This is a genomic window from Rahnella sp. NRRL B-41462 (genome assembly GCF_003263525.1).
Lineage (GTDB): Bacteria > Pseudomonadota > Gammaproteobacteria > Enterobacterales > Enterobacteriaceae > Rahnella > Rahnella aceris.
In genome coordinates this window covers 1-19,621 of the sequence record NZ_JYDF01000119.1, presented here as the reverse complement: position 1 = coordinate 19,621, position 19,621 = coordinate 1, and the positions used below count along the sequence as shown (strand labels likewise).

General features: G+C 54.5%; 19 protein-coding genes. 3 read left to right on the top strand and 16 right to left on the bottom strand.

The annotated features are described in order from the left end of the window. The 9 genes from UC14_RS23315 to UC14_RS23275 form a co-directional block, all read right to left on the bottom strand. Positions 1–1,424 (bottom strand): ABC transporter ATP-binding protein (locus tag UC14_RS23315; protein ID WP_112198527.1); only part of this gene is annotated, 1,424 nt, incomplete at its 3' end. Positions 1,425–1,529: 105 nt separating this feature from the next. Beyond that, entirely contained in the window at positions 1,530–1,835 is a 306-nt protein-coding gene (locus UC14_RS23310; RefSeq protein WP_112198526.1) for a hypothetical protein, read from the bottom strand. A 14-nt stretch (positions 1,836–1,849) separates the two neighbouring features. Beyond that, a complete protein-coding gene (locus UC14_RS23305) occupies positions 1,850–2,374 on the bottom strand; it encodes a hypothetical protein (RefSeq protein ID WP_232829727.1) in 525 nt (174 codons plus the stop codon). Between the two features lie 265 nt (positions 2,375–2,639). Further along, complete coding sequence (locus tag UC14_RS23300; protein WP_112198525.1) at positions 2,640–3,503, bottom strand: D-amino-acid transaminase; 864 nt, start codon at positions 3,501–3,503, stop codon at positions 2,640–2,642. Positions 3,504–3,671: 168 nt separating this feature from the next. Then, positions 3,672–3,911, bottom strand: a complete 240-nt coding sequence (locus tag UC14_RS23295) for a hypothetical protein (RefSeq protein WP_013575745.1) — start codon at positions 3,909–3,911, stop codon at positions 3,672–3,674. A gap of 96 nt (positions 3,912–4,007) precedes the next feature. Next, positions 4,008–4,688, bottom strand: a complete 681-nt coding sequence (narI, locus tag UC14_RS23290; RefSeq protein ID WP_013575746.1) for a respiratory nitrate reductase subunit gamma — start codon at positions 4,686–4,688, stop codon at positions 4,008–4,010. Then, positions 4,685–5,407, bottom strand: a complete 723-nt coding sequence (narJ, locus tag UC14_RS23285; RefSeq protein WP_112198524.1) for a nitrate reductase molybdenum cofactor assembly chaperone — start codon at positions 5,405–5,407, stop codon at positions 4,685–4,687. Before narJ ends, narI begins: the two co-directional genes overlap by 4 nt. Further along, positions 5,407–6,942, bottom strand: a complete 1,536-nt coding sequence (gene narH, locus UC14_RS23280; protein ID WP_037034411.1) for a nitrate reductase subunit beta — start codon at positions 6,940–6,942, stop codon at positions 5,407–5,409. The genes narJ and narH overlap by 1 nt, the downstream gene beginning before the upstream one ends. After that, positions 6,939–10,703, bottom strand: coding sequence for a nitrate reductase subunit alpha (locus tag UC14_RS23275; protein WP_112152550.1), 3,765 nt, complete (start codon positions 10,701–10,703; stop codon positions 6,939–6,941). The genes narH and UC14_RS23275 overlap by 4 nt, the downstream gene beginning before the upstream one ends. Positions 10,704–11,088: 385 nt before the next feature. Between UC14_RS23275 and UC14_RS23270 the strand changes: the two genes are divergently transcribed. After that, complete coding sequence (locus UC14_RS23270; protein ID WP_112198523.1) at positions 11,089–12,108, top strand: transporter; 1,020 nt, start codon at positions 11,089–11,091, stop codon at positions 12,106–12,108. A gap of 21 nt (positions 12,109–12,129) precedes the next feature. On the opposite strand, the gene UC14_RS23265 is transcribed toward UC14_RS23270, so the two are convergent. Both UC14_RS23265 and UC14_RS26800 read right to left on the bottom strand, forming a co-directional pair. Continuing rightward, on the bottom strand, positions 12,130–13,833 hold the full coding sequence (locus UC14_RS23265) for a chloride channel protein (RefSeq protein WP_013575751.1): 1,704 nt from the start codon (positions 13,831–13,833) through the stop codon (positions 12,130–12,132). Between the two features lie 6 nt (positions 13,834–13,839). Further along, complete coding sequence (locus UC14_RS26800) at positions 13,840–14,073, bottom strand: hypothetical protein (protein ID WP_013575752.1); 234 nt, start codon at positions 14,071–14,073, stop codon at positions 13,840–13,842. A 173-nt stretch (positions 14,074–14,246) separates the two neighbouring features. Here UC14_RS26800 and UC14_RS23260 point away from each other — a divergent pair, with 173 nt between their 5' ends. After that, positions 14,247–14,561 carry a type II toxin-antitoxin system RelE/ParE family toxin gene (locus UC14_RS23260; protein ID WP_013575753.1) on the top strand — a complete coding sequence of 105 codons (315 nt, stop codon included), beginning with the start codon at positions 14,247–14,249 and terminating at the stop codon, positions 14,559–14,561. Between the two features lie 53 nt (positions 14,562–14,614). Beyond that, on the top strand, positions 14,615–14,932 hold the full coding sequence (locus UC14_RS23255) for a HigA family addiction module antitoxin (RefSeq protein ID WP_015690029.1): 318 nt from the start codon (positions 14,615–14,617) through the stop codon (positions 14,930–14,932). A 114-nt stretch (positions 14,933–15,046) separates the two neighbouring features. Here UC14_RS23255 and UC14_RS23250 read toward each other — a convergent pair whose 3' ends face one another. The 5 genes from UC14_RS23250 to UC14_RS23230 all read right to left on the bottom strand — a co-directional run. Then, a complete protein-coding gene (locus tag UC14_RS23250) occupies positions 15,047–16,624 on the bottom strand; it encodes an ABC transporter substrate-binding protein (RefSeq protein ID WP_112198522.1) in 1,578 nt (525 codons plus the stop codon). A 142-nt stretch (positions 16,625–16,766) separates the two neighbouring features. After that, positions 16,767–17,444 (bottom strand): ABC transporter ATP-binding protein, encoded by a 678-nt coding sequence (locus UC14_RS23245; protein WP_015690031.1) that lies wholly within the window; start codon positions 17,442–17,444, stop codon positions 16,767–16,769. Further along, a complete protein-coding gene (locus tag UC14_RS23240) occupies positions 17,437–18,261 on the bottom strand; it encodes an ABC transporter ATP-binding protein (RefSeq protein WP_223509804.1) in 825 nt (274 codons plus the stop codon). The genes UC14_RS23245 and UC14_RS23240 overlap by 8 nt, the downstream gene beginning before the upstream one ends. Positions 18,262–18,310: 49 nt before the next feature. Beyond that, positions 18,311–19,189: an ABC transporter permease gene (locus UC14_RS23235; protein WP_013575758.1), complete on the bottom strand. Its 879-nt coding sequence runs from the start codon at positions 19,187–19,189 to the stop codon at positions 18,311–18,313. Positions 19,190–19,194: 5 nt separating this feature from the next. Beyond that, on the bottom strand, positions 19,195–19,621 hold a 427-nt coding region (locus UC14_RS23230; protein WP_157962148.1), incomplete at its 5' end, for an ABC transporter permease.

The window sequence follows — 19,621 nt, the reverse complement described above, 5'->3', positions numbered from 1 at the left end:
TTCTGCCCGCCGGAAAGCTTCACGCCCCGCTCGCCAATCACCGTGTCCATGCCCAGCGGCAGTGCGTCAATGACGTCATCAAGGCGTGCGCGGCTGGCAGCCAGGCGGATTTCTGCTTCGCTGGCACCGAGCTTACCGTACGCAATGTTCTCGCGGATCGTCCCGCCAAACAGGAACACATCCTGCTGCACGATGCCGATGTTATGACGCAACGAGGTCTGCGTCATGTCGCGGATATCAATGCCATCGATGGTGATACTGCCGCTGTCCAGCTCATAAAAACGGGGCAGCAGCGAACACAAGGTGGTTTTTCCCGCACCGGAAGGCCCGACGAATGCCAGTGTTTCTCCGGCATTAATAGAAAGCGTGATGCCATTGAGAATCTTGCTGACTGACGTATAGCCGAACACCACGTTGTCATAATGAATATCGCCGCGCAGATGGCTGACCACCTGAGCGCCCGGCCGGTCCGTGATATCCGGCGCGGTATCAATAAGCTGCGTGAAGCGTTTGAAACCAGCAATCCCTTTCGGATAGCTTTCCAGTACCGAACTGATTTTTGCCACCGGACGGAAAAACACTTCCACCAGCAGCAGGAACCCCACGAATCCGCCGTAAGTCAGCTGATCATTAATCACGTACCAGGTTCCGGCGACCATCACGATCAACTGAACCAGACGCGTACTCAGATAGCTCAGCGTCAGGCTGGCAGTCATGATCTGATAGGCTTTCAGTTTCGTCGTGCGGTAATTATCGTTGTCAGAAGCAAACAGTTTTTGCTCATGCGCTTCGTTAGCGAAGGCTTTCACCACACGAATGCCGCCGATGCTTTCTTCTATACGTGCGTTAAAATTACCCACCTGGCCGAACAGGCGCCGCCAGGTTTCAGTCATCTGCGCACCGTAGCGGCTGACCATCCAGGTCATCGCGGGCACAATAATGATGGTCATCAGCGCCAGCTGGACATGCACCGTCGCCATCAGAATGAACGCGCCGATAAAGGTCATCACCGCGATAAATACATCCTCCGGCCCGTGGTGTGCCACTTCGCCCACTTCCTCCAGATCCTTGGTGACATGGGTAATGATGTGACCGGTTTTGGTATTGTCGTAATAACGGAATGACAGTTTCTGCAGATGGCTGAACGCTTCGCGACGCATGTCGGTTTCAATCCCGACGCCCAGTGCATGCCCCCAGTAGTTAACGATCGCCATCAGCGCAGTATTGAACAGATAAATCAGCAACAGACCGACCGTCGCGCCGATAATCAGCACCCAGTCGTGTGCGGGCAGCAACTTATCGATGAAGGTTTTGATCGCCATCGGAAAGCCCAGTTCCAGCAATCCGGCCAGAATGGCGCACCCGAAGTCGAGGAAGAACAGTTTTTTATAGGGCGCGTAATAAGAGAAGAAACGGCGGAGCATCAGACATCCTCATAGAAACGACCCGGAGGCGGGCAAGTCCGTCAGTCTAAATGAAAATGGTTATCGATAAAGATAATTTTAGACTCGCCCGCCGCAAGATCGTTTTTACAGGACGTTGCGCACGCCGCTCAAAATCACGTCAAAGACCGCATTCAGCGCCTGCCAGGCTATCTCTGCGCTGATCGCTTCATAGGTGGTCAGCACCGCCACGAAAGTGGATTTTTGAGTCGCCAGCAAAGATTCATACTCCCCCGAACGGAAACTGCCTTTGCCCTTTTCAATCTCCCATGTCAGCTGAAGTAAGGCTTCAATCTGCGGGACGGCACTGCTTGCCACCGTATTCCAGTTTGCGCCCAGTGAAGCTTTTGCCGCATTGATTGAGCGGTCTCTTAAATCAAAAATATCACTCATCCTGTTCACCTTTATTATTTTTGCGATGTGCCTGAGCCATTTTTTAATACCCGCTCATACGTCAGCATTGACTGCATAATCACGGAAACCTGTTTACGCTGAATAGCGATATACGCCGGAGAATCCTGTTGCGAACAATGCTGCTTTTTATATTTGATCTGATAGAAGATATTTCTCAGGCCGAATATCTGCTGATCAATCGCAGGATTGTTATTTAAGGCTTTGGTGCGGGATTCAATCAACGCCAGATCGGTTTCCGCGGAATTGAAGAACTGACTGTCGGGTTCAGAAAGGGGAGAAATCAGTGAAAGTGTTTGCCCTGCCGCCACGGCCGCAGCCTGGCAGGCAACCACCGGCACGGCGGGTTGCGTATTGTCAGCCATTGCCTGCGCAGTCCAGGTCACAAATTGCCGGTCAGCTTTAATTTCGAATTCGGTAATTTGATTATCTAACGTCAGGTCGTACTGATGTGTGGAACACGCGGTCATTGTCATCACGACAATAAACATCGCGACGCTGAATTTAATGATTGATTTCAAAATGCCTCTCCTGTGATGAATTCCGAAGGTGGGCATTATTCCATTGCCCCTGCCTTCAAAAAATTAGTCACAAGAGAGAAACGGCGCAATCAACCGGTAAATCATTTTCAATAAATGATGGCGTCATTTTTATCATTAAAATAAATAAGCGATGAGAGATTATTTCCAGGTTAAAAACGTTCGCGTCTGTACACAGCGACAACCGTCATACTCCCTCCCATCCTCCTCCTTCGCAGGGGGAGGAGCCGTCTTCCGTTGACGTTAATTACCGGCTCGTCGCTTCCACCGCCATTTGCACATAAATCGCCCGCAATTTTGCGGCGACGGCACCTGGTTTTCCGTCCCCGACCGGCTTACCGTCCAGTGCGATCACCGGCCAGATAAAGGTCGTTGCCGAGCTGATAAAGATCTCCCGCGCATTATGTGCTTCATCGAGCGTGAACGGACGTTCCTCGAAGCGAATATCATGATGCTTCGCCAGTTCCAGCAGCGCCTGACGGGTGATGCCATGCAGAATGTGCGTGCTCAGCGGGCGGGTGATCAGCGTGCCATCAGCATCTACGATCCAGGCATTGCTGGAACTGGCTTCGGTGATCAGGCCGTTTTCGATCAGTAAGGCGTCATCGGCATTATGCTGATGGGCATACTCTTTCGCCAGACACGGAGCCAGCAGACCCACGGTTTTGATGTCACGACGCTGCCAGCGGATATCCTCAACGGAGACCATGCGAATACCGCTTTTCGATTTGGGGTGATCTATCAGCGGCCGCGCCTGGGTAAACATCAGAAAAGTTGGCGTTACGCTTTCGCCGGGGAAATCAAAATCACGGTCACCGCTGTTGCCGCGGCTGATTTGCAGATACACCGCCCCTTCCACCAGATGGTTTTCAGCAATCAGACGCTTTTGCAGGGTCTCAATATCGCTGAGCGCGCAAGGCAGACGCAGATTCAGCGCCTGACAGGAACGTGCAAGCCGCGCCAGATGTGCCGCGTTGTCGAGCAGACGGCCATTCAGTACGGCGCTGACTTCATAGACGGCATCAGCAAATAAGAAACCGCGATCAAATACCGACACCTTCGCGTCATGCTCGGCAACAAACTCCCCGTTAAGGTATACCGTTCTGGTCATGTTATTTTTCCTGGCCAACGTTGATTAGGATTTTTATTAGCTGTAAGACGACTGAAAGCATAAATTGCGTGAAAACTGAGCAGCAGATGTTGATGCAACGCAGGTTTCCGGCACACCAGAGATAAAAAAAGCGCCCTGATGAGCGCTGATGCGGTATGGAGCGAAAGATCAGAGTTCGCCTTTTTTCTTTTTGTTACGGATAACTAACCAGCTGATCAGCGCCATCACGCAGCCGATAAAGATAAACCAGATGCCGAGCATCAGTTGCGGTGCCATTTCTCCTGGCGGAGTTTCAGGGCTGCCGACCACTAAACCGTGGATAGTGGCAACAATGCCGATAACCAGTAAGATCAGGCTGTTGCGAAGTAAACGGCGGGCTACGGTCATAGGTTGTCTTGGGGTGGCCATCAGATGCGTCCTTGAGCAATAAAATAAAGATAAGGGCGCATAATAGCGCCCTTCGTTTTTATGTCAAAATTGCCAGATCACAATCATGCAGGTCAATCAGCGACGATTACGCACCAGCTGATAACGGCGGGTGAGATATTCCACCGGCGCGCTCCAGATATGCACCAGGCGGCAGAACGGGAACAACAGGAATAGCGTCATCCCCAGCACCAGATGCACGCGGAAGATAAACGCCACGCCATCCAGATGCGCTGCCGCACCGCCACGGAAGGTCACCACGGACTGCGCCCAGCCGACCAGTTTCATCATTTCACTGCCGTCCATATGCTGCGCGGAGAACGGAATGGTACTCAGCCCGAGGGCACATTGAACCACCAGCAGAATGATGATCATGATGTCACCAAAACTGGAGGTCGCCCGCACGCGCTCGTTGCTCAGACGACGCCACACCAGCATGCCGCCGCCGATCAGGGTCATCAGGCCACAGGCACCCCCCGCCCACATTGCCATCTGCTGTTTCACCGGCACCGGCAGAAAGGATTCATACATCCAGTGCGGCGTCAGCATACCGAAGGCATGTCCTGCGAAAATGCCGAGAATACCGACGTGGAACAAAGGCGAGGCAATACGCAGCGTTTTTTTCTCCAGCAACTGGCTGGAACCGGCGCGCCAGCTGTACTGGCCATAGTCGTAACGCAACCAGCTGCCGACCAGAAATACCGTGCCGCACAGGTAGGGATAGATATTGAAAAAGAAGTTGTTGAGGAAGTCGGTCATTTGCGTGGTTCCCCCGCAGGCATTTCATCAAGGTTCAGATACTGTGGTGCGACCGCACCAGCGAAGCGTTTCTGGTGCGCAGTCTCATCGCCCGACGCACAACTTTGCTCGCCGAGGAACTTGATTTGCTCCTCTTCCCATACCGCATCCAGCGCGGCGGGTGTGTCATCACGGGCTTCCTGTCTGATACCTTCGCGCACCGTTTCGGTCGCGATATCACTGCCAGACAGCGCCAGCAGCAGATCAAACAATTCAGCGTAATGACTGTCCCGCGCCTGCATACGGGCGCTGAGTAACGCCAGAATCGGTGCGATATCACGCAGCCCTTCCCGCGCCTGATTTTCATCACGCGTGGTCAGGTATTCCAGATACAGTGGCAGGTAATCCGGCAGCTCGCGGCTGTCGATTTCCAGCCCGGCTTCACGGTATTGCCCCATCAGATCGACCATCGCCTGACCACGGTCACGGGATTCGCCGTGCACATGTTCAAACAACAGCAGCGAGGTGGCGCGACCACGATCGAACAAACCGGTATACGCCGATTGTGCATCCAGCAAATCCTGCTTACAGAACGCCGTGATATACAGCGCCAGATCAAGACGCTGCTCCTGAGTCAGTTCCGGGGAATCTGCCACCGCTTCCAGCAGTTCCGGCTGGTGTTGCCACAACTCTTCGGACGGGTAATCAAGCAGTAAGCCTGTCAGTCGTAAACTGTTCATCAGCGGTTCCTTTCGGTTTTCGCGCCGATGTCGATGGCATCGATGCGTTTACTGTTGAACAGGTTGAATTTGCTGTCGCTGCCGTGGCAGCCGTCGCCGAAGCTGAAACCACAACCTTTGGCTTCCGGGAAGGCTTCACGCGCCTGTTCACGATGGCTGGATGGCACCACGAAACGATCTTCGTAGTTGGCAATCGCCAGATAGCGGTACATTTCTTCCGCCTGTGCCGCAGACAATCCGACCTGTTCCAGCGCGCTGGTGTCCGTTACGCCATCAACCGTTTCAGCACGTTTGAAATGACGCATCGCCAGCATACGTTTCAGGGCGCGCAGCACCGGTGCGGTGTCCCCTGCGGTCAGCAGGTTCGCCAGATATTCCACCGGAATACGCAGGCTTTCGACGTCCGGCAGCACGCCGCTGTGCGGTAAAGCACCGGCATCGGCGGCAGACTGAATCGGAGACAGCGGCGGCACGTACCAGACCATCGGCAGCGTGCGGTATTCAGGATGCAGCGGCAGCGCCAGCTTCCATTCGATCGCCATTTTGTAGACCGGCGACTGACGCGCGGCGTCCATTACCGACAGAGGAATACCGTCTTTTTCGGCCTGCGCCATCACTTCAGGATCGTTCGGATCGAGGAAGATACTCATCTGGCTTTCGTACAGGTCTTTCTCGTTTTCAACCGACGCGGCTTCGCCGATACGGTCGGCGTCATACAACACCACGCCGAGATAGCGGATGCGGCCGACGCAGGTTTCGGAACATACCGTTGGCTGGCCCGCTTCGATGCGCGGATAACAGAAAATACATTTTTCTGACTTGCCGCTTTTCCAGTTGAAATAGATTTTTTTGTACGGGCAACCGGTCAGGCACATGCGCCAGCCACGGCATTTGTCCTGGTCGATCAGTACGATGCCGTCTTCGCCACGTTTGTAGATCGCCCCGCTCGGACAGGTCGCCACACACGCCGGATTCAGACAGTGTTCGCACAGACGTGGCAGGTAGGCCATAAAGGTGTTTTCGAACTCGCCGTACATCTCTTTCTGCATGTTGGCGAAGTTCTGATCGGCAGAACGTTTGCTGAACTCAGTGCCCAGATCGTCTTCCCAGTTCGGGCCGCCGGTAATTTTCTTCATGCGTTTGCCGGTCAGCAGCGAACGCGGACGCGCCACCGGCTGATGTTTACCGTCTTTCGCGGTATGCAGATGCTGATAATCAAAATCAAACGGCTCGTAATAATCATCGATTTCCGGCATATGCGGGTTGGCAAAGATTTTATGCAACAGGTTGGCTTTATTGCCCATGCGCGGCTGCAGTTTGCCGTTGATTTTGCGGATCCAGCCGCCCTTCCATTTTTCCTGGTTTTCCCAGTCGTGCGGATAACCCAGACCCGGTTTGGTTTCCACGTTATTGAACCACGCGTATTCCATCCCTTCGCGACTGGTCCAGACGTTTTTACAGGTTACGGAACAGGTGTGGCAGCCAATGCATTTGTCGAGATTCAGCACCATGCCGACTTGTGAACGAATTTTCATTTGGCTTTCTCCTGTTGCACGGCGTCCTGCACGTAGTCATTGCCTTCATCGTCTAACCAGTCGATGCGGTTCATTTTGCGCACAATCACAAATTCATCGCGGTTAGAACCGACCGTGCCGTAGTAGTTGAAGCCGTAGGCCAGTTGCGCATAACCGCCGATCATATGGGTCGGTTTCGGGCAAACGCGGGTGACGGAATTGTGAATACCACCGCGCTGCTGGCTGATTTCGGATCCCGGAATATTCACGATGCGTTCCTGCGCGTGATACATCATGGTCATCCCCGCCGGTACACGCTGGCTGACCACCGCACGGGCGCTCAGTGAGCCGTTGGCGTTAAACGCTTCGATCCAGTCGTTGTCCTCGATACCTAACTGTTTCGCATCGTCTTCACTCAGCCAGACAATCGGACCGCCGCGACCTAAGGTCAGCATCAGCAGGTTGTCGCTGTAGGTGGAGTGAATACCCCATTTCTGGTGCGGCGTCAGGAAGTTCAGTGCCATTTCCGGATTACCATTCGGCTTCGCATTCAGCAACGGTTGCGCCGCGCGGGTGTCGATTGGCGGACGGTACACCAGCAGGCTTTCACCGAAGGCGCGCATCCACGCGTGATCCTGATAAATCTGCTGACGGCCGGACAGCGTGCGCCAGGGAATCAACTCGTGCACGTTGGTGTAACAGGCGTTGTAAGAAACGTGTTCATCTTCCAGACCAGACCATGTCGGGCTGGAGATAATTTTGCGCGGCTGCGCCTGAATATCGCGGAAGCGGATTTTCTCGTCTTCTTTATTCAGCGCCAGATGCGTGTGGTCGCGGCCGGTATTCTGGCTCAGCGCTGCCCAGGCTTTCACCGCCACCTGACCGTTGGTTTCCGGTGCCAGCGTCAGGATGACTTCGGCTGCATCAATCGCGGTGTTGATCATCGGCTGGCCTTTCGCCGCGCCATCCGCTTTGGTGTAGTTCAGTTTTTTCAGCAAATCGACTTCGCTGTCGGTATTCCAGCTAATGCCTTTACCGCCGTTACCGAGTTTTTCCAGCAACGGACCGACGGAAGTGAAACGCTCATAGGTGTTCGGATAATCACGTTCAACGGCCATCAGATGCGGGGCGGTGCGCCCCGGGATCAGCTCACATTCGCCTTTTTTCCAGTCTTCCACACCAAACGGCTGCGCCAGTTCAGCGGCGGAATCATGCTGGATAGGCAACGTCACCATATCGGTTTCGACACCCAGATGGCCGACGCATACGCGGGAGAATTCTTTGGCGATACCTTTGTAGATTTCCCAGTCACTTTTTGAATCCCAGGCCGGATCAACAGCCGCGGACAGCGGATGAATAAACGGATGCATATCCGAGGTATTCATGTCGTCTTTTTCGTACCAGGTGGCGGTTGGCAGCACGATGTCGGAATACAGACAGGTGCTGGACATACGGAAATCAAGCGTCACCACCAGATCCAGTTTGCCTTCGCCGCCCTGCGCCTGCCATTCGACTTCTTCCGGCATCACGCCGCCCTGAATGCCTAAATCATCACCCTGAATACCGTGTTCGGTGCCCAGCAGATACTTCAGCATGTACTCGTGGCCTTTACCGGAAGAACCCAGCAGGTTGGAGCGCCAGACGAACAGGTTGCGCGGGAAGTTTTGCGGATTGTCCGGCTGTTCAGCCGCGAAACGCACGCTGCCGTCTTTCAGGGCTGCCACGGTAAAATCTGCTGGCGATAAACCGGCGGCCTTTGCCTGTTGTGCAATGTGCAACGGGTTAACGTTGAGCTGCGGCGCAGACGGCAGCCAGCCCATACGCTCGGCGCGCACGTTGTAGTCGATCATGCTGCCCGTGAATTTGGATTTATCCGCCAGCGGCGACAACAACTCCTGCGGCGCGACGGTTTCGTAACGCCACTGGCTGGAATGGTTGTAGAAGAACGAGGTGCTGTTCATCTGGCGCGGCGGACGCTGCCAGTCCAGACCAAACGCCAGCGGCTGCCAGCCGGTTTGCGGACGCAGTTTTTCCTGCCCGACATAGTGTGCCCAGCCGCCACCGCTCTGACCGACGCAACCGCAGAAGATCAGCATGTTGATCAGGCCGCGGTAGTTCATGTCGAGGTGATACCAGTGGTTCATCCCGGCACCGACGATAATCATCGAACGGCCATGGGTTTTGTTGGCGTTATCGGCAAATTCGTGCGCGATGCGCTCGATGTTCTGCTGAGAAACACCCGTGATTTTTTCTGCCCAGGCTGGCGTGTAGGCTTTGATTTCGTCGTAGCCTTGCGCGCAGTTTTCGTCATTCAGACCGCGTTCAATGCCGTAGTTCGCCAGTGTCAGGTCGTAAACACTGGCCACCAGACCGGTACTGCCATCTGCCAGTTGCAGGCGTTTGACCGGCAATTTGTGCATCAGAATTTCATCCAGCGCCACGCTGTTGAAATGCTCACTGACCGCGCCGCCAAAATACGGATAGCCAACATTCACGACCTCATCATGATCATCAAGCAGGCTCAGCTTCAGGCTGACGTCTTTACCGTCTTGCCCCTCGCGGGATTCCAGATTCCACTTGCCTTTTTCACCCCAGCGGTAACCGATCGAACCTAACGGCGAGACCAGTTCGCCGGTGTTTTCGTCGAAGGCGATGGTTTTCCACTGCGGGTTATTTTCCTGACCCAAATTGTCCACCAGATCAGAGGCACGCAACATACGGCCTGCAGCATAAGAACCGTCTTCACGCGGTTCAAGCATCACCAGCATCGGCATATCGGTGTAGCGGCGCACGTAGTCAGTGAAATACTGACTTGGATTGTCGATGTGGAAGGATTTGAGGATCACATGGCCCATTGCCAGCGCCAGCGCGCTGTCGGTACCTTGTTTCGGTGCCAGCCACTGGTCACAAATCTTGGCGATTTCAGCGTAATCCGGCGTAATCGCGACGGTTTTGGTGCCTTTGTAACGCACTTCGGTAAAGAAGTGGGCATCCGGCGTACGGGTCTGCGGAACGTTGGAACCCCAGGCGATAATATACGAAGAGTTGTACCAGTCAGCGGATTCAGGGACATCCGTCTGCTCGCCCCACGTCTGCGGAGAAGCCGGTGGCAAATCGCAATACCAGTCGTAGAAACTCAGACAAACGCCGCCGATCAAAGAAAGATAACGCGCGCCGGAAGCGTAAGACACCATCGACATCGCCGGAATTGGCGAGAAACCGATAATACGGTCCGGGCCGAAGGTTTTGGCGGTATACACGTTGGAAGCGGCAATCAGCTCATTCACTTCCTGCCAGCTTGAACGCACAAAACCACCGCGACCACGGGCCGCTTTGTATTCTTTGGCTTTTTCCGGTTGATTCACAATCGAGCCCCAGGCATCGACCGGATCGCTGTAATTCAGTTTGGCCTCGCGCCATAACTGGATCAGCTTTTTGCGCATCAGCGGATATTTCAGGCGGTTAGCACTGTAGAGATACCAGGAATAACTGGCACCACGCGGACAGCCGCGCGGCTCGTGGTTTGGCAAGTCCGGACGGGTGCGCGGATAATCAGTTTGCTGAGTTTCCCAGGTCACCAGACCATTTTTGACGTAAATCTTCCAGCTACATGAACCGGTGCAGTTCACACCATGCGTGGAACGGACCACTTTGTCATGCTGCCAGCGGCTGCGGTAACCGTCTTCCCAGTCGCGATTGGTATTCAGCGTCTGGCCGTGGCCGTCAGCAAAAGGTTCAGCTAGCTGTTTGAAATAGCGAAACCGGTCAAGAAACTTGCTCATCCGGAACTCTCCTGTGCAAAGGCTTATTTGCGCTTTGTCATTATGTGAATGGCGGGGAATACAACTACATTGCTCAATATGGGCTCAGGGTATGCACGCGCGGGAGCCGTCTACTTGATTGCGATCAACGCCTTCGCGTCATGTATTTATTTACATAACGCCAGATACTCCCAAAGAGGTACAAATTTAAACAGGGTTAACTTTATGATTTATTGGTCATAATTTCGGAAAGAAAGCAAAAAGGCGGGAGTGACGTCATCTGACGGAAAATTGGGGGTAAGGCTGTTTGAATGTGACAGTATTGTGAAATTAGACGGGAGGTTATTGTATTTACGCCGATGTCTGGCGTAATGGTGCCACCTGCTTTGGTCACCAGAAATCCGACATGCCGACAGAAAAACCCGCCGTACTCAATTTCAACGATGAAGTCACCGGAATGATTTACGGCTTCGTTTTTCGTCCAAACCGCTCTGCCGAACGTGTTTCTTCACAACAGGTTCAGGAAGCCTGGCAGCAGATTTGCCACGACAAAGGATTCGTCTGGATCCACGTCAATCTCAATCATGCCATGTCAGAAAAATGGCTGAAAAAGCATTTTGGCGTCGGTGAGGTGTTTTTCGAGGAAATCCGCGAAGGCTCGCGCAGCACGCGCATTGAACGGCTCGATGACACGCTGCTGGCGGTGCTCAACGATGTGATTTTTCGCCCGGATGAAACCAGTGATGAAGCTTCGACGCTGTGGCTCAGTTGCCATCAGCAACTGGTGGTCACGGCACGCCATAAACCGGTCAGGCTGATCGAGCAATTATTCAAACGACTGGAGCACCTGAACATCAGCACGCCCACCGCGCTGCTGGTGCATCTTTTAGAAGAACAGGAAGATTTACTGGAACACATTGTGCGTCGGGCCAATCAGTACGTGGACACCATCGAAGAGCGACTCCTGAGCCATCACGTGAAAAAGAACCGCGCCGATCTGGGGCGTCTGCGCCGGATGTTGCTGCGGTTTCAGCGTTTACTGGCACCGGAACCGACTGCACTTTTCCGCCTGCTGAACCGCCCTCCTACCTGGATAGCCCCCGCTGTGGTCCAGGATTTACGGCAGTTTGCCGAGGAATTTTCTGTGGTGCTCAATGACCTTATCGCGCTGACCGAACGCATCCGGTTATTGCAGGAAGAAATCACCTCACGCCAGATGGAGCAAAGCAACCGCACGCTGTATGTGCTGACCGTGATCACCGTGCTGGCGCTGCCGATCAATATTGTGGCCGGTTTCTTTGGCATGAACGTCGGGGGCATTCCGCTTGCCAGCAATCATCACGGTTTTATTTTGCTGGTGATGATTGTCGGCGTGTTTACCCTGCTGGCGGGCTGGTATGCATTAAGGCATCGCGACGACGGCTGAAGGCCGCGAACCGCACAACAACTACAGGAAATCTTTGGCTTTATTCAGCAGCGAGGCTTTGGTGATCACCCCCAGCAGACGGCGGGATTCAGCGTTTTCCAGCACCGGTAAACGTTCAAGCGGCGAATTGCTGAACATCGCCCACGCCTGTTCGTAACTGGCCTGCTGGAAAATCGTCGTGAATTCCTGCTCGATAAACGGGCCAATCGGGCTGCCGGATTTCACGCTGCCATCGATAAGCCCTGCTGCCACCACATTGGTCGGCACTACGCCGAGAAAACGCTCCTCCCTGTCCACCACGTACACATATCGCGTGCGCTGTTTCAGCCCTTCGCTGACCACTTCAGACAGCGAGGCATCAACATACATTTTCGAACATGGCGAAATCAGTGACGCCACCGTACTGTATTCAAAGGCATTTTTCGCCGCGAACCGGGCGTTATGACGTGTCAGCACCGGATACGTGCCACCGACTTTCAGGCGTGAGGCCACGACATAAGAAATCGCCGTCGCCAGCATCAGCGGGAACAGCAGCGAACTGTTGAGGGTCATTTCAAACGCCATCATGATCGACATCAGCGGCGCATGACTGGTCGCCGCCAGCAATGCGCTCATGCCGATCGCGGCATATAACCCGACCGGACCGGGATCGAATCCCAGCCATTGCAGGAAAGTACACACCAGCGCCCCGCCTGCCGCACCAATCAGTAACGACGGCGTAAACAACCCGCCGACCGCACCGGACCCGATGGTGATCGCTGTGGCGACAATTTTCAGGATCAGCAGCACCAGTAACGACGTCTGCAAATCGCCGTTATTGAGGATTAAATCAATCACCTCAAAACCGTTACCCAGCACCAGCGGCGACATCATCGCGATCAACCCGACGCCCAGCCCGCCGAGCCCCAGGCGCAGCGCGGGATGCGAGATGGGTTTCATCCACTGACGGACTTTATCGATTGATGAGATGAATAGCGGCCCGAGAATCCCCGTCGCCATGCCGATAATCAGCACAGTGAAAATCGCGCCGAAAGACGGGCTGAAAGAGGCGGAAGAATACAGATACAGTGGCGCGTAATCGGTCAGAGAACGGACAGTAAGCACCGCGACCGACGCCGAGATAAACAACGGGATCAGTCGCTGAACTGCGGTCACACCAAAGGCGATTTCCGCCACAAACAGCGCGCCGGCAAACGGGGCGTGATACACCGCCGCCAGTCCGCCCGCGGCGGCCATGGCGATAATATCTGACTGATGTACACCTTTGAAACGCGAAAAACGCCCGAGCAGACTGCCGCTCAGCGCGGATAACTGCACCATTGCCCCTTCGCGACCGATTGAACCACCGCTGGCAATACTGGCTAGCGACGACAGCCCGCGCAGCACGGTACTGACCACCGGAATGCCCGGCAGACGCTGATCGATAACATCCAGATAATCCGGCATTTTGCCGTGCTTGTTTTCGTAGCGCAGCGCCAGGATCAGGATAAAACCGGCAATGACGCCGCCGGCTGTGGTGATCAGCGGCCAGACAATTTTGGGATATTCATTGAAAGCTTTGGTGATGTCGCTGCCATCGGTGAACATCAGGCCGTTAATGCCCGAAATCGCCCCGCGAAAAGCGATTGTCACCAGCGCGGCAATAATCCCGGCGGGAATGGCGATCAGCAGGTTAATCAGATCACTCTTTTGCAGGACGTCAGGGTTGAAAGCTTTCAGGCTCATAAGATCTCAGTGGTCGAAAACAGTGACAGGCAGAATACCGATGGAAATCATTATCATGCTCATCAGCCCGACGCAACCCGGGGCGTGGCTTAAAATCGAAAATTGTTGTCCCCCGCCTGTTCCGCCGCCACGCTGATAAAGTGCGGTCACTACGCCGCCAATGCAGCGTAAACATTCTGCGCGCTTTGCCGCACTTATGCCGTCCCCTCTGTCGGACGATGCAAATTCTCTGGAAAACATCCTGCAAAATCCTAAACAACCGCTTTCGCTAAATGCATGAAGCATTAAAGTCACGTTCGTTCCCGGGAGAACAATCCCTATACAACGGCAAAAGACTCTGTTAATTTATGCACCGAAGCACAGTGCAACAAGGCTTCGGTGCCCCACCTTAAAAATCAGGATGGGTTCATCTCATGAACGATATGCTCAGGATAAGCAGTTTCCGCGATCAATGGCTGGAAGACTTTTTCCACTTCGCCACTCCCCATCGCAAAATACCCTGGACGCTGGCAACTGCTCTGGAAAGGAAGCTGGATATGATCAATGCCGCAATGGATTATCGCGATTTACTCTGGCCCCCGGGCAATCGCTATGAAGATCTGGCCCCCCCGTTAAAGGGATTTTCATCGATCAGGGTGAATGAGCAGTACCGTCTGATTTTTTACTGGCGGGAAGGAAAAGCACATGGCCTGTATTTAGATCCCCACGGTTACAGGAGTTACCGGTAATTATGAGCATATTCGCTTTGATGTTAATGAAGACATACCAGAAGGAACATCGTATGGCTGTGACCACACGTAAACCCGCTACCGTTGGTGATATTTTACTTTACGAATTTCTCGAGCCTGCAGGCCTGCGGATCAACGATCTCGCCGACATGCTGAATGTTCACCGCAATACCATCAGCGCGCTGGTGAATAACAACCGCAAACTGACCGTTGATATTGCCTTCCGGCTGGCAAAGACATTTGAGACCTCTGTCGAGTTTTGGTTAAACCTGCAAACCAATGTCGATATTTGGGAAGTGCGCAATAACCCGCGCCTGATGGATGACATTAACAAAGTCGCCCATCTGAAAGATTTTATGAAAAAGTCATGAAAACTCCGCAGCAGACAAGCCTCAATGGCGCGTTCAGGAACCTGCTGACAGGAGCGACCCCGAGACCTGTGGCCCGGGGTCATGACTTGAGAATAAGGGACGATGAAACCCCTCTTATTCCTTACTCACCGTATCCAGATACAACTGGCTCCCCGCCACATTCTGGCTCGCACCTTTCACGTTATCGCGGATGGCCACCAGCAACTTGCTTTGCAACGCCACCACAAAGGGTGAGTTTTTCTGCAATTCACGCTGCAAATCTGCATACAGCGCCTTGCGTTTGGTCGGGTCAGATTCCGCCGCCGCTGCGCGGGTTTGTTTGCTGATTTCCGGGATCACCCACTGAATACGCTGTGCCAGTGTTTTCGGCCCGTTCGGCACGTTATAGGCAAAGGTACTGGCGTTGGTGTTCGGGTCGAGGTAATCCGCACCCCAGTAAGTGAAGATCGACTGGAATTTATGCGCGCGCATGCGGGTCAGCACATCGCTTTCCACCAACGGATGCACCACTAAATTGATATCGGCTTTGGCAAAGCTGGCCTGCAACGCCTGCGCGATATCGGAATAAGGTGGCTGGTTAATCACGATTAAATCGATTTTAGTCCCCGGTGCAATGCCGCCTTTGTTGAGAATGGCTTTGGCTTTCGCGACGTCGTATTTGAACGGCTGATCGTCAATGGCACCGGCTAAACCGTCCGGCAGGAAAGTCTGATGAATGCCGTACTGGCCTTTGAGCAGATCGGTTGAAATACCCTGGTAATCTACCAGCCAGCGGGCAGCCTCCCAGAGTGCGGGATTAGCCAGCGCCGGTTGGGTGGTATCGCCGACGTTAAACGCCAGATAGAACACTTTCGCCGCCGGGAACTGGGCGACATGTACACCCTTTTCTTTTTGCAGCGAGCTGAACTGATCCGCGCCTAAATCGTATGCCACGTCAGCATCACCATTAAGTACCAGCAGACGGCGGGTAGAAGGATCACCGACATTTTTAAAGAGTACGTTTTCCAGCTTCGCCAGCGGTTTGGCATTCGGGTTACGTTTGAAGATTAGCGCTTCGTGAGGCACATAGTTACGCACTTCAAAGGCACCGCTGCCTGCTGAACGTGAACGCAGCCAGCTGTTGCCGAAATCGTTCTGATCGACATGTTCTTTCAACAGCTTGCTGTCAACAATGCCTGCCACCGGCGCGGATAAAATGCTCAGCACCAGACCACTGCCGATATCCGCAGGCCAGCTCAGTTGCACTTTATCGTCCGACAGTTTTTTCAGATTGCCGTCGACATTTTCTGGTGTCCAGCCCAGTTCGCCGAGAATAAACGACGGGCTTTTATTGAGTTTGACCACGCGACTAAAGGAATAAATCACGTCGTCAGCGGTCAGCGGATTGCCGCTGGCAAACGTCTGCCCCGGCTTAAGGGTGAAAATCAGGCTGTGCGCGTCGGGCCCTGGCTGCCAGCTGGCGGCGGCGTCCGGGTCGAGTTGATCGGGATGCTGACGGTTTGAAACCACCAGCTGCTGATACAGGTTAACCAGATTGCCGGAACTGACGGTTTCAAAACTCTCCGCCGGATCCAGGCTGATAATACCTTCGAGCGAACCGGCTACCACCAGCGTATCCGCAGGTGTCGCCGCATCCACACGGGTTGCCGCCATCATGAGCAGAAATAACAGGGAAGGAACACGTACTTTCATTGAGGTCGATCTCCACAGGTGAAAAGACAGTTTTTCCGAGTGTAGAGGTGCAGCGGCAAGGCCCGAACAATGAAATAAAGCTTTGTTATTTAATAAATTAGATTAAGCATTTTCCAGCTCCCTCCCCCGCGAAGGGGAAGGACTACGTCAAGACGTAACCCTTCGCCATATGCACCGCACGATCACACATATGGTCAATCACATCCGCATCGTGGCTGACCAGAATCATGGTCAGGTCGCTGCTGGCTTTCAGGTCGTTGAGTAAATTGAGAATTTCCGCCTGTACAGACATATCGAGGGCAGACGTCGGTTCATCAAGCAGCAGCAGTTTCGGTTTAAGCAGGAGTGCGCGGACAATTGCCACGCGCTGACGCTGGCCACCGGAAAGCTGATGCGGATAACGGTTCATCAGCGCCGGATCCAGCCCGACCTGGCGAAAACCTTCGGCAATTTTCTGTTCAATATCCTGTTCTTTGAGGATTTTCAGCGGCTCTGCCAGCGTGCGCAGCAGCTTGTGTTTCGGGTGCAGCGAGGCATAAGGGTCCTGAAAAACCATCTGCACGTCGCGGCGCAGGCTACCGGTAAAAGGTTTACCGGGTTTCACCTGATGATCAAGCAACGTCAGGCTGCCGTCCCAGTGTCCGTTGAGGCCCGCCAGCACCCACAGCAGCGAGGATTTACCGCAACCGGACGGCCCGACCAGCCCGAAGCATTCGCCTTTGTTGATAGTCAGGTTGACGTTATGTACCACCGTGCGGGTTTCGTAACCCTGACGATGCGACACGCTCAGCTGATGCAGTTCAGCAATAATCTCACTCATGGCGCGGCTCCTGTTTTAAAGAGGCCAGCAGCGCGCGATCCAGCACCGGCAGGCGTTCACCGTGGGTAAATTTGCTCGGACGGCATGACCAGAGTGTATGCGTATAAGGATGTGTAGCGTTCGCCAGCTGATCGGCTGCAAGCTCATCGAGCAGTTCGCCTTTGTACATCACCAGCACACGTTCACAATAGCGGGCGACCTGTTGCAGGTCGTGACTGATGAGGATCAGCCCCATATTTCGCTGTTCGACTAAACGCTCAATCAGCCCCAGAACCTGCTCACGCATGTCGAAATCCAGCGCGGAAGTGGGTTCGTCGGCAATCAGCCATTGCGGGTCGTTGATCAGTGCAATCGCCAGCATCACGCGCTGCCCCATCCCGCCGGAAAGTTGATGCGGATACTGCTGTTGCAGAAAAGCCGGATTCGGCAGACCGACCGCATTCAGCATCTCGGTGACCTTTTCCTGACGCTCCTTGCGGCCAAGACGGGTGTGCAAACGCAGCGGTTCTTCCACCTGTTTGCCGATTTTCTGCGTCGGATTCAGCGCATGTTTCGGATCCTGCATGACCATCGATACGCGGTTACCGCGAAGCGTGCTCCACTCACGTTCTTTGAGTGTGGTCAGATCGTTATCACCCAGCGTCAGCTGTGACGCGCGCAGCTTGCACGGATGTGGCAGCAACCCCATCAGCGCGCGGGCAGTCAGGGATTTGCCGGATCCGGACTCGCCGACCAGCGCCACACGTTCCTGTCCGACACTGAATGACAGGGATTTCACCAGTTCCAGCGGACGTTCACCCGGCAGGTAAATGGTCATATCTTTCGCGACCAGCTTGTCGCTATTTGATTTGTCTTTATGTAAAAAGTCAGTTGCCATGTCGTGGATCCATTTTGTCACGCAGGCCATCGCCCAGCAGATTGAAAGCCAGGCTGGCGAAAAGAATCGCCCCGCCCGGTGCAGCGGCGACCCACCACTGATCGAAAATGACTTTGCTGCCTTCGGCAACCATCGAGCCCCATTCAGCCGTCGGTGGCTGAATGCCCATGCCGAGAAAGCCCAGACCGGCAGAGGCCAGAATGATGCCGCCGAGGCTGAGCGCCGCGCGCACCACAGCGCTGGGCAGGCACAGCGGCAAAATGTGGCCGAACATCAGTCGCAACCCGCCGATGCCCTGCATCCGTGCGGCCGCCAGATAATCGCTGCGGCGAAGTGCCAGTGTCTCGGCCCTCGCCTGTCGTGCAAACGGCGGCCAGCTGGTGAAAGCCAGAGCCAGTGCACCGTTCATCAGACCGGGGCCCAGGATCGCCACCAGCGCCAGCGCCATGACCAGACTGGGCAAGGACATCACAATATCGGTCAGTCGCATCACAATGCGTTCATACCAGCCGCCAATGTAACCGGCGCTGATACCGATCAGCAGGCCAACCGGAATGGTCAGTACCAGGATCAGTGACACCAGCAACAGCGTCGGGCGCGCGCCATATACCACACGCGAGAGCAAATCACGGCCAAAACCGTCGGTGCCCAGCCAGTGGGTTTCCGATGGTGGCAGCAGACGCAGTTCGATGTGTTGAATGTTCGGGTCAAACGGCGCCAGCCATGGTGCGAGCAGCGCGGTCAGTACCAGAATAGCGACCAGCACCAGCCCCACGGAAAACGTGGTGATGCGCCGGGCCGGTTTCCAGACGGATGTTTCGGCTTCAGCCTCAACCTGCGTGGGTTGTTCAGGGATCATTTGAGTCATAGAAACTACCGGGTCCGCGGATCGAGCAGATAAGTAAGGGCGTCAGCCAGCGCATTAAGCAGCACAAAACAGGTGCCGATCAGCAGCGTAGCGCCAAGAATTGCCGGAGTATCCGCGGCGAACAGCGCGGTGGTCAGATAACGTCCAACGCCCGGCCAGGCAAATACCGTTTCCGTCAGAACCGCCCCTTCCAGCAAACTGGCGTAGGAAAGCGTCAGCACGGTGATCAGCGTGCCGAGCACATTCGGGAAAACGTGACACAGCAATACACGTACCCTGCCCGCGCCTTTCGAGCGCGCCAGAATCACATATTCTTTGTTCATTTCGCCGAGCATCGACGCACGCAGAAGGCGCGTAATGCCCGCCATCGACAACATCGCCAGCACCGTTACCGGCAACCATAAATGGCTGATGGCGTTGTAGAACATTTCA

What these genes read in the sequence shown, in the direction of transcription:
- UC14_RS23300 (WP_112198525.1), bottom strand. Translation starts at nt 3,503, where the DNA reads ATGACCAGAACGGTATACCTTAACGGGGAGTTTGTTGCCGAGCATGAC.
- UC14_RS23235 (WP_013575758.1), bottom strand. Translation starts at nt 19,189, where the DNA reads ATGACTCAAATGATCCCTGAACAACCCACGCAGGTTGAGGCTGAAGCC.
- UC14_RS23310 (WP_112198526.1), bottom strand. Translation starts at nt 1,835, where the DNA reads ATGAGTGATATTTTTGATTTAAGAGACCGCTCAATCAATGCGGCAAAA.
- UC14_RS23270 (WP_112198523.1), top strand. Translation starts at nt 11,089, where the DNA reads ATGCCGACAGAAAAACCCGCCGTACTCAATTTCAACGATGAAGTCACC.
- UC14_RS23240 (WP_223509804.1), bottom strand. Translation starts at nt 18,261, where the DNA reads ATGACCATTTACCTGCCGGGTGAACGTCCGCTGGAACTGGTGAAATCC.
- UC14_RS23260 (WP_013575753.1), top strand. Translation starts at nt 14,247, where the DNA reads ATGAACGATATGCTCAGGATAAGCAGTTTCCGCGATCAATGGCTGGAA.
- UC14_RS23245 (WP_015690031.1), bottom strand. Translation starts at nt 17,444, where the DNA reads ATGAGTGAGATTATTGCTGAACTGCATCAGCTGAGCGTGTCGCATCGT.
- UC14_RS23265 (WP_013575751.1), bottom strand. Translation starts at nt 13,833, where the DNA reads ATGAGCCTGAAAGCTTTCAACCCTGACGTCCTGCAAAAGAGTGATCTG.
- narJ (WP_112198524.1), bottom strand. Translation starts at nt 5,407, where the DNA reads ATGAACAGTTTACGACTGACAGGCTTACTGCTTGATTACCCGTCCGAA.
- UC14_RS23255 (WP_015690029.1), top strand. Translation starts at nt 14,615, where the DNA reads ATGGCTGTGACCACACGTAAACCCGCTACCGTTGGTGATATTTTACTT.
- UC14_RS23295 (WP_013575745.1), bottom strand. Translation starts at nt 3,911, where the DNA reads ATGGCCACCCCAAGACAACCTATGACCGTAGCCCGCCGTTTACTTCGC.
- UC14_RS26800 (WP_013575752.1), bottom strand. Translation starts at nt 14,073, where the DNA reads ATGTTTTCCAGAGAATTTGCATCGTCCGACAGAGGGGACGGCATAAGT.
- UC14_RS23250 (WP_112198522.1), bottom strand. Translation starts at nt 16,624, where the DNA reads ATGAAAGTACGTGTTCCTTCCCTGTTATTTCTGCTCATGATGGCGGCA.
- narH (WP_037034411.1), bottom strand. Translation starts at nt 6,942, where the DNA reads ATGAAAATTCGTTCACAAGTCGGCATGGTGCTGAATCTCGACAAATGC.
- UC14_RS23275 (WP_112152550.1), bottom strand. Translation starts at nt 10,703, where the DNA reads ATGAGCAAGTTTCTTGACCGGTTTCGCTATTTCAAACAGCTAGCTGAA.
- narI (WP_013575746.1), bottom strand. Translation starts at nt 4,688, where the DNA reads ATGACCGACTTCCTCAACAACTTCTTTTTCAATATCTATCCCTACCTG.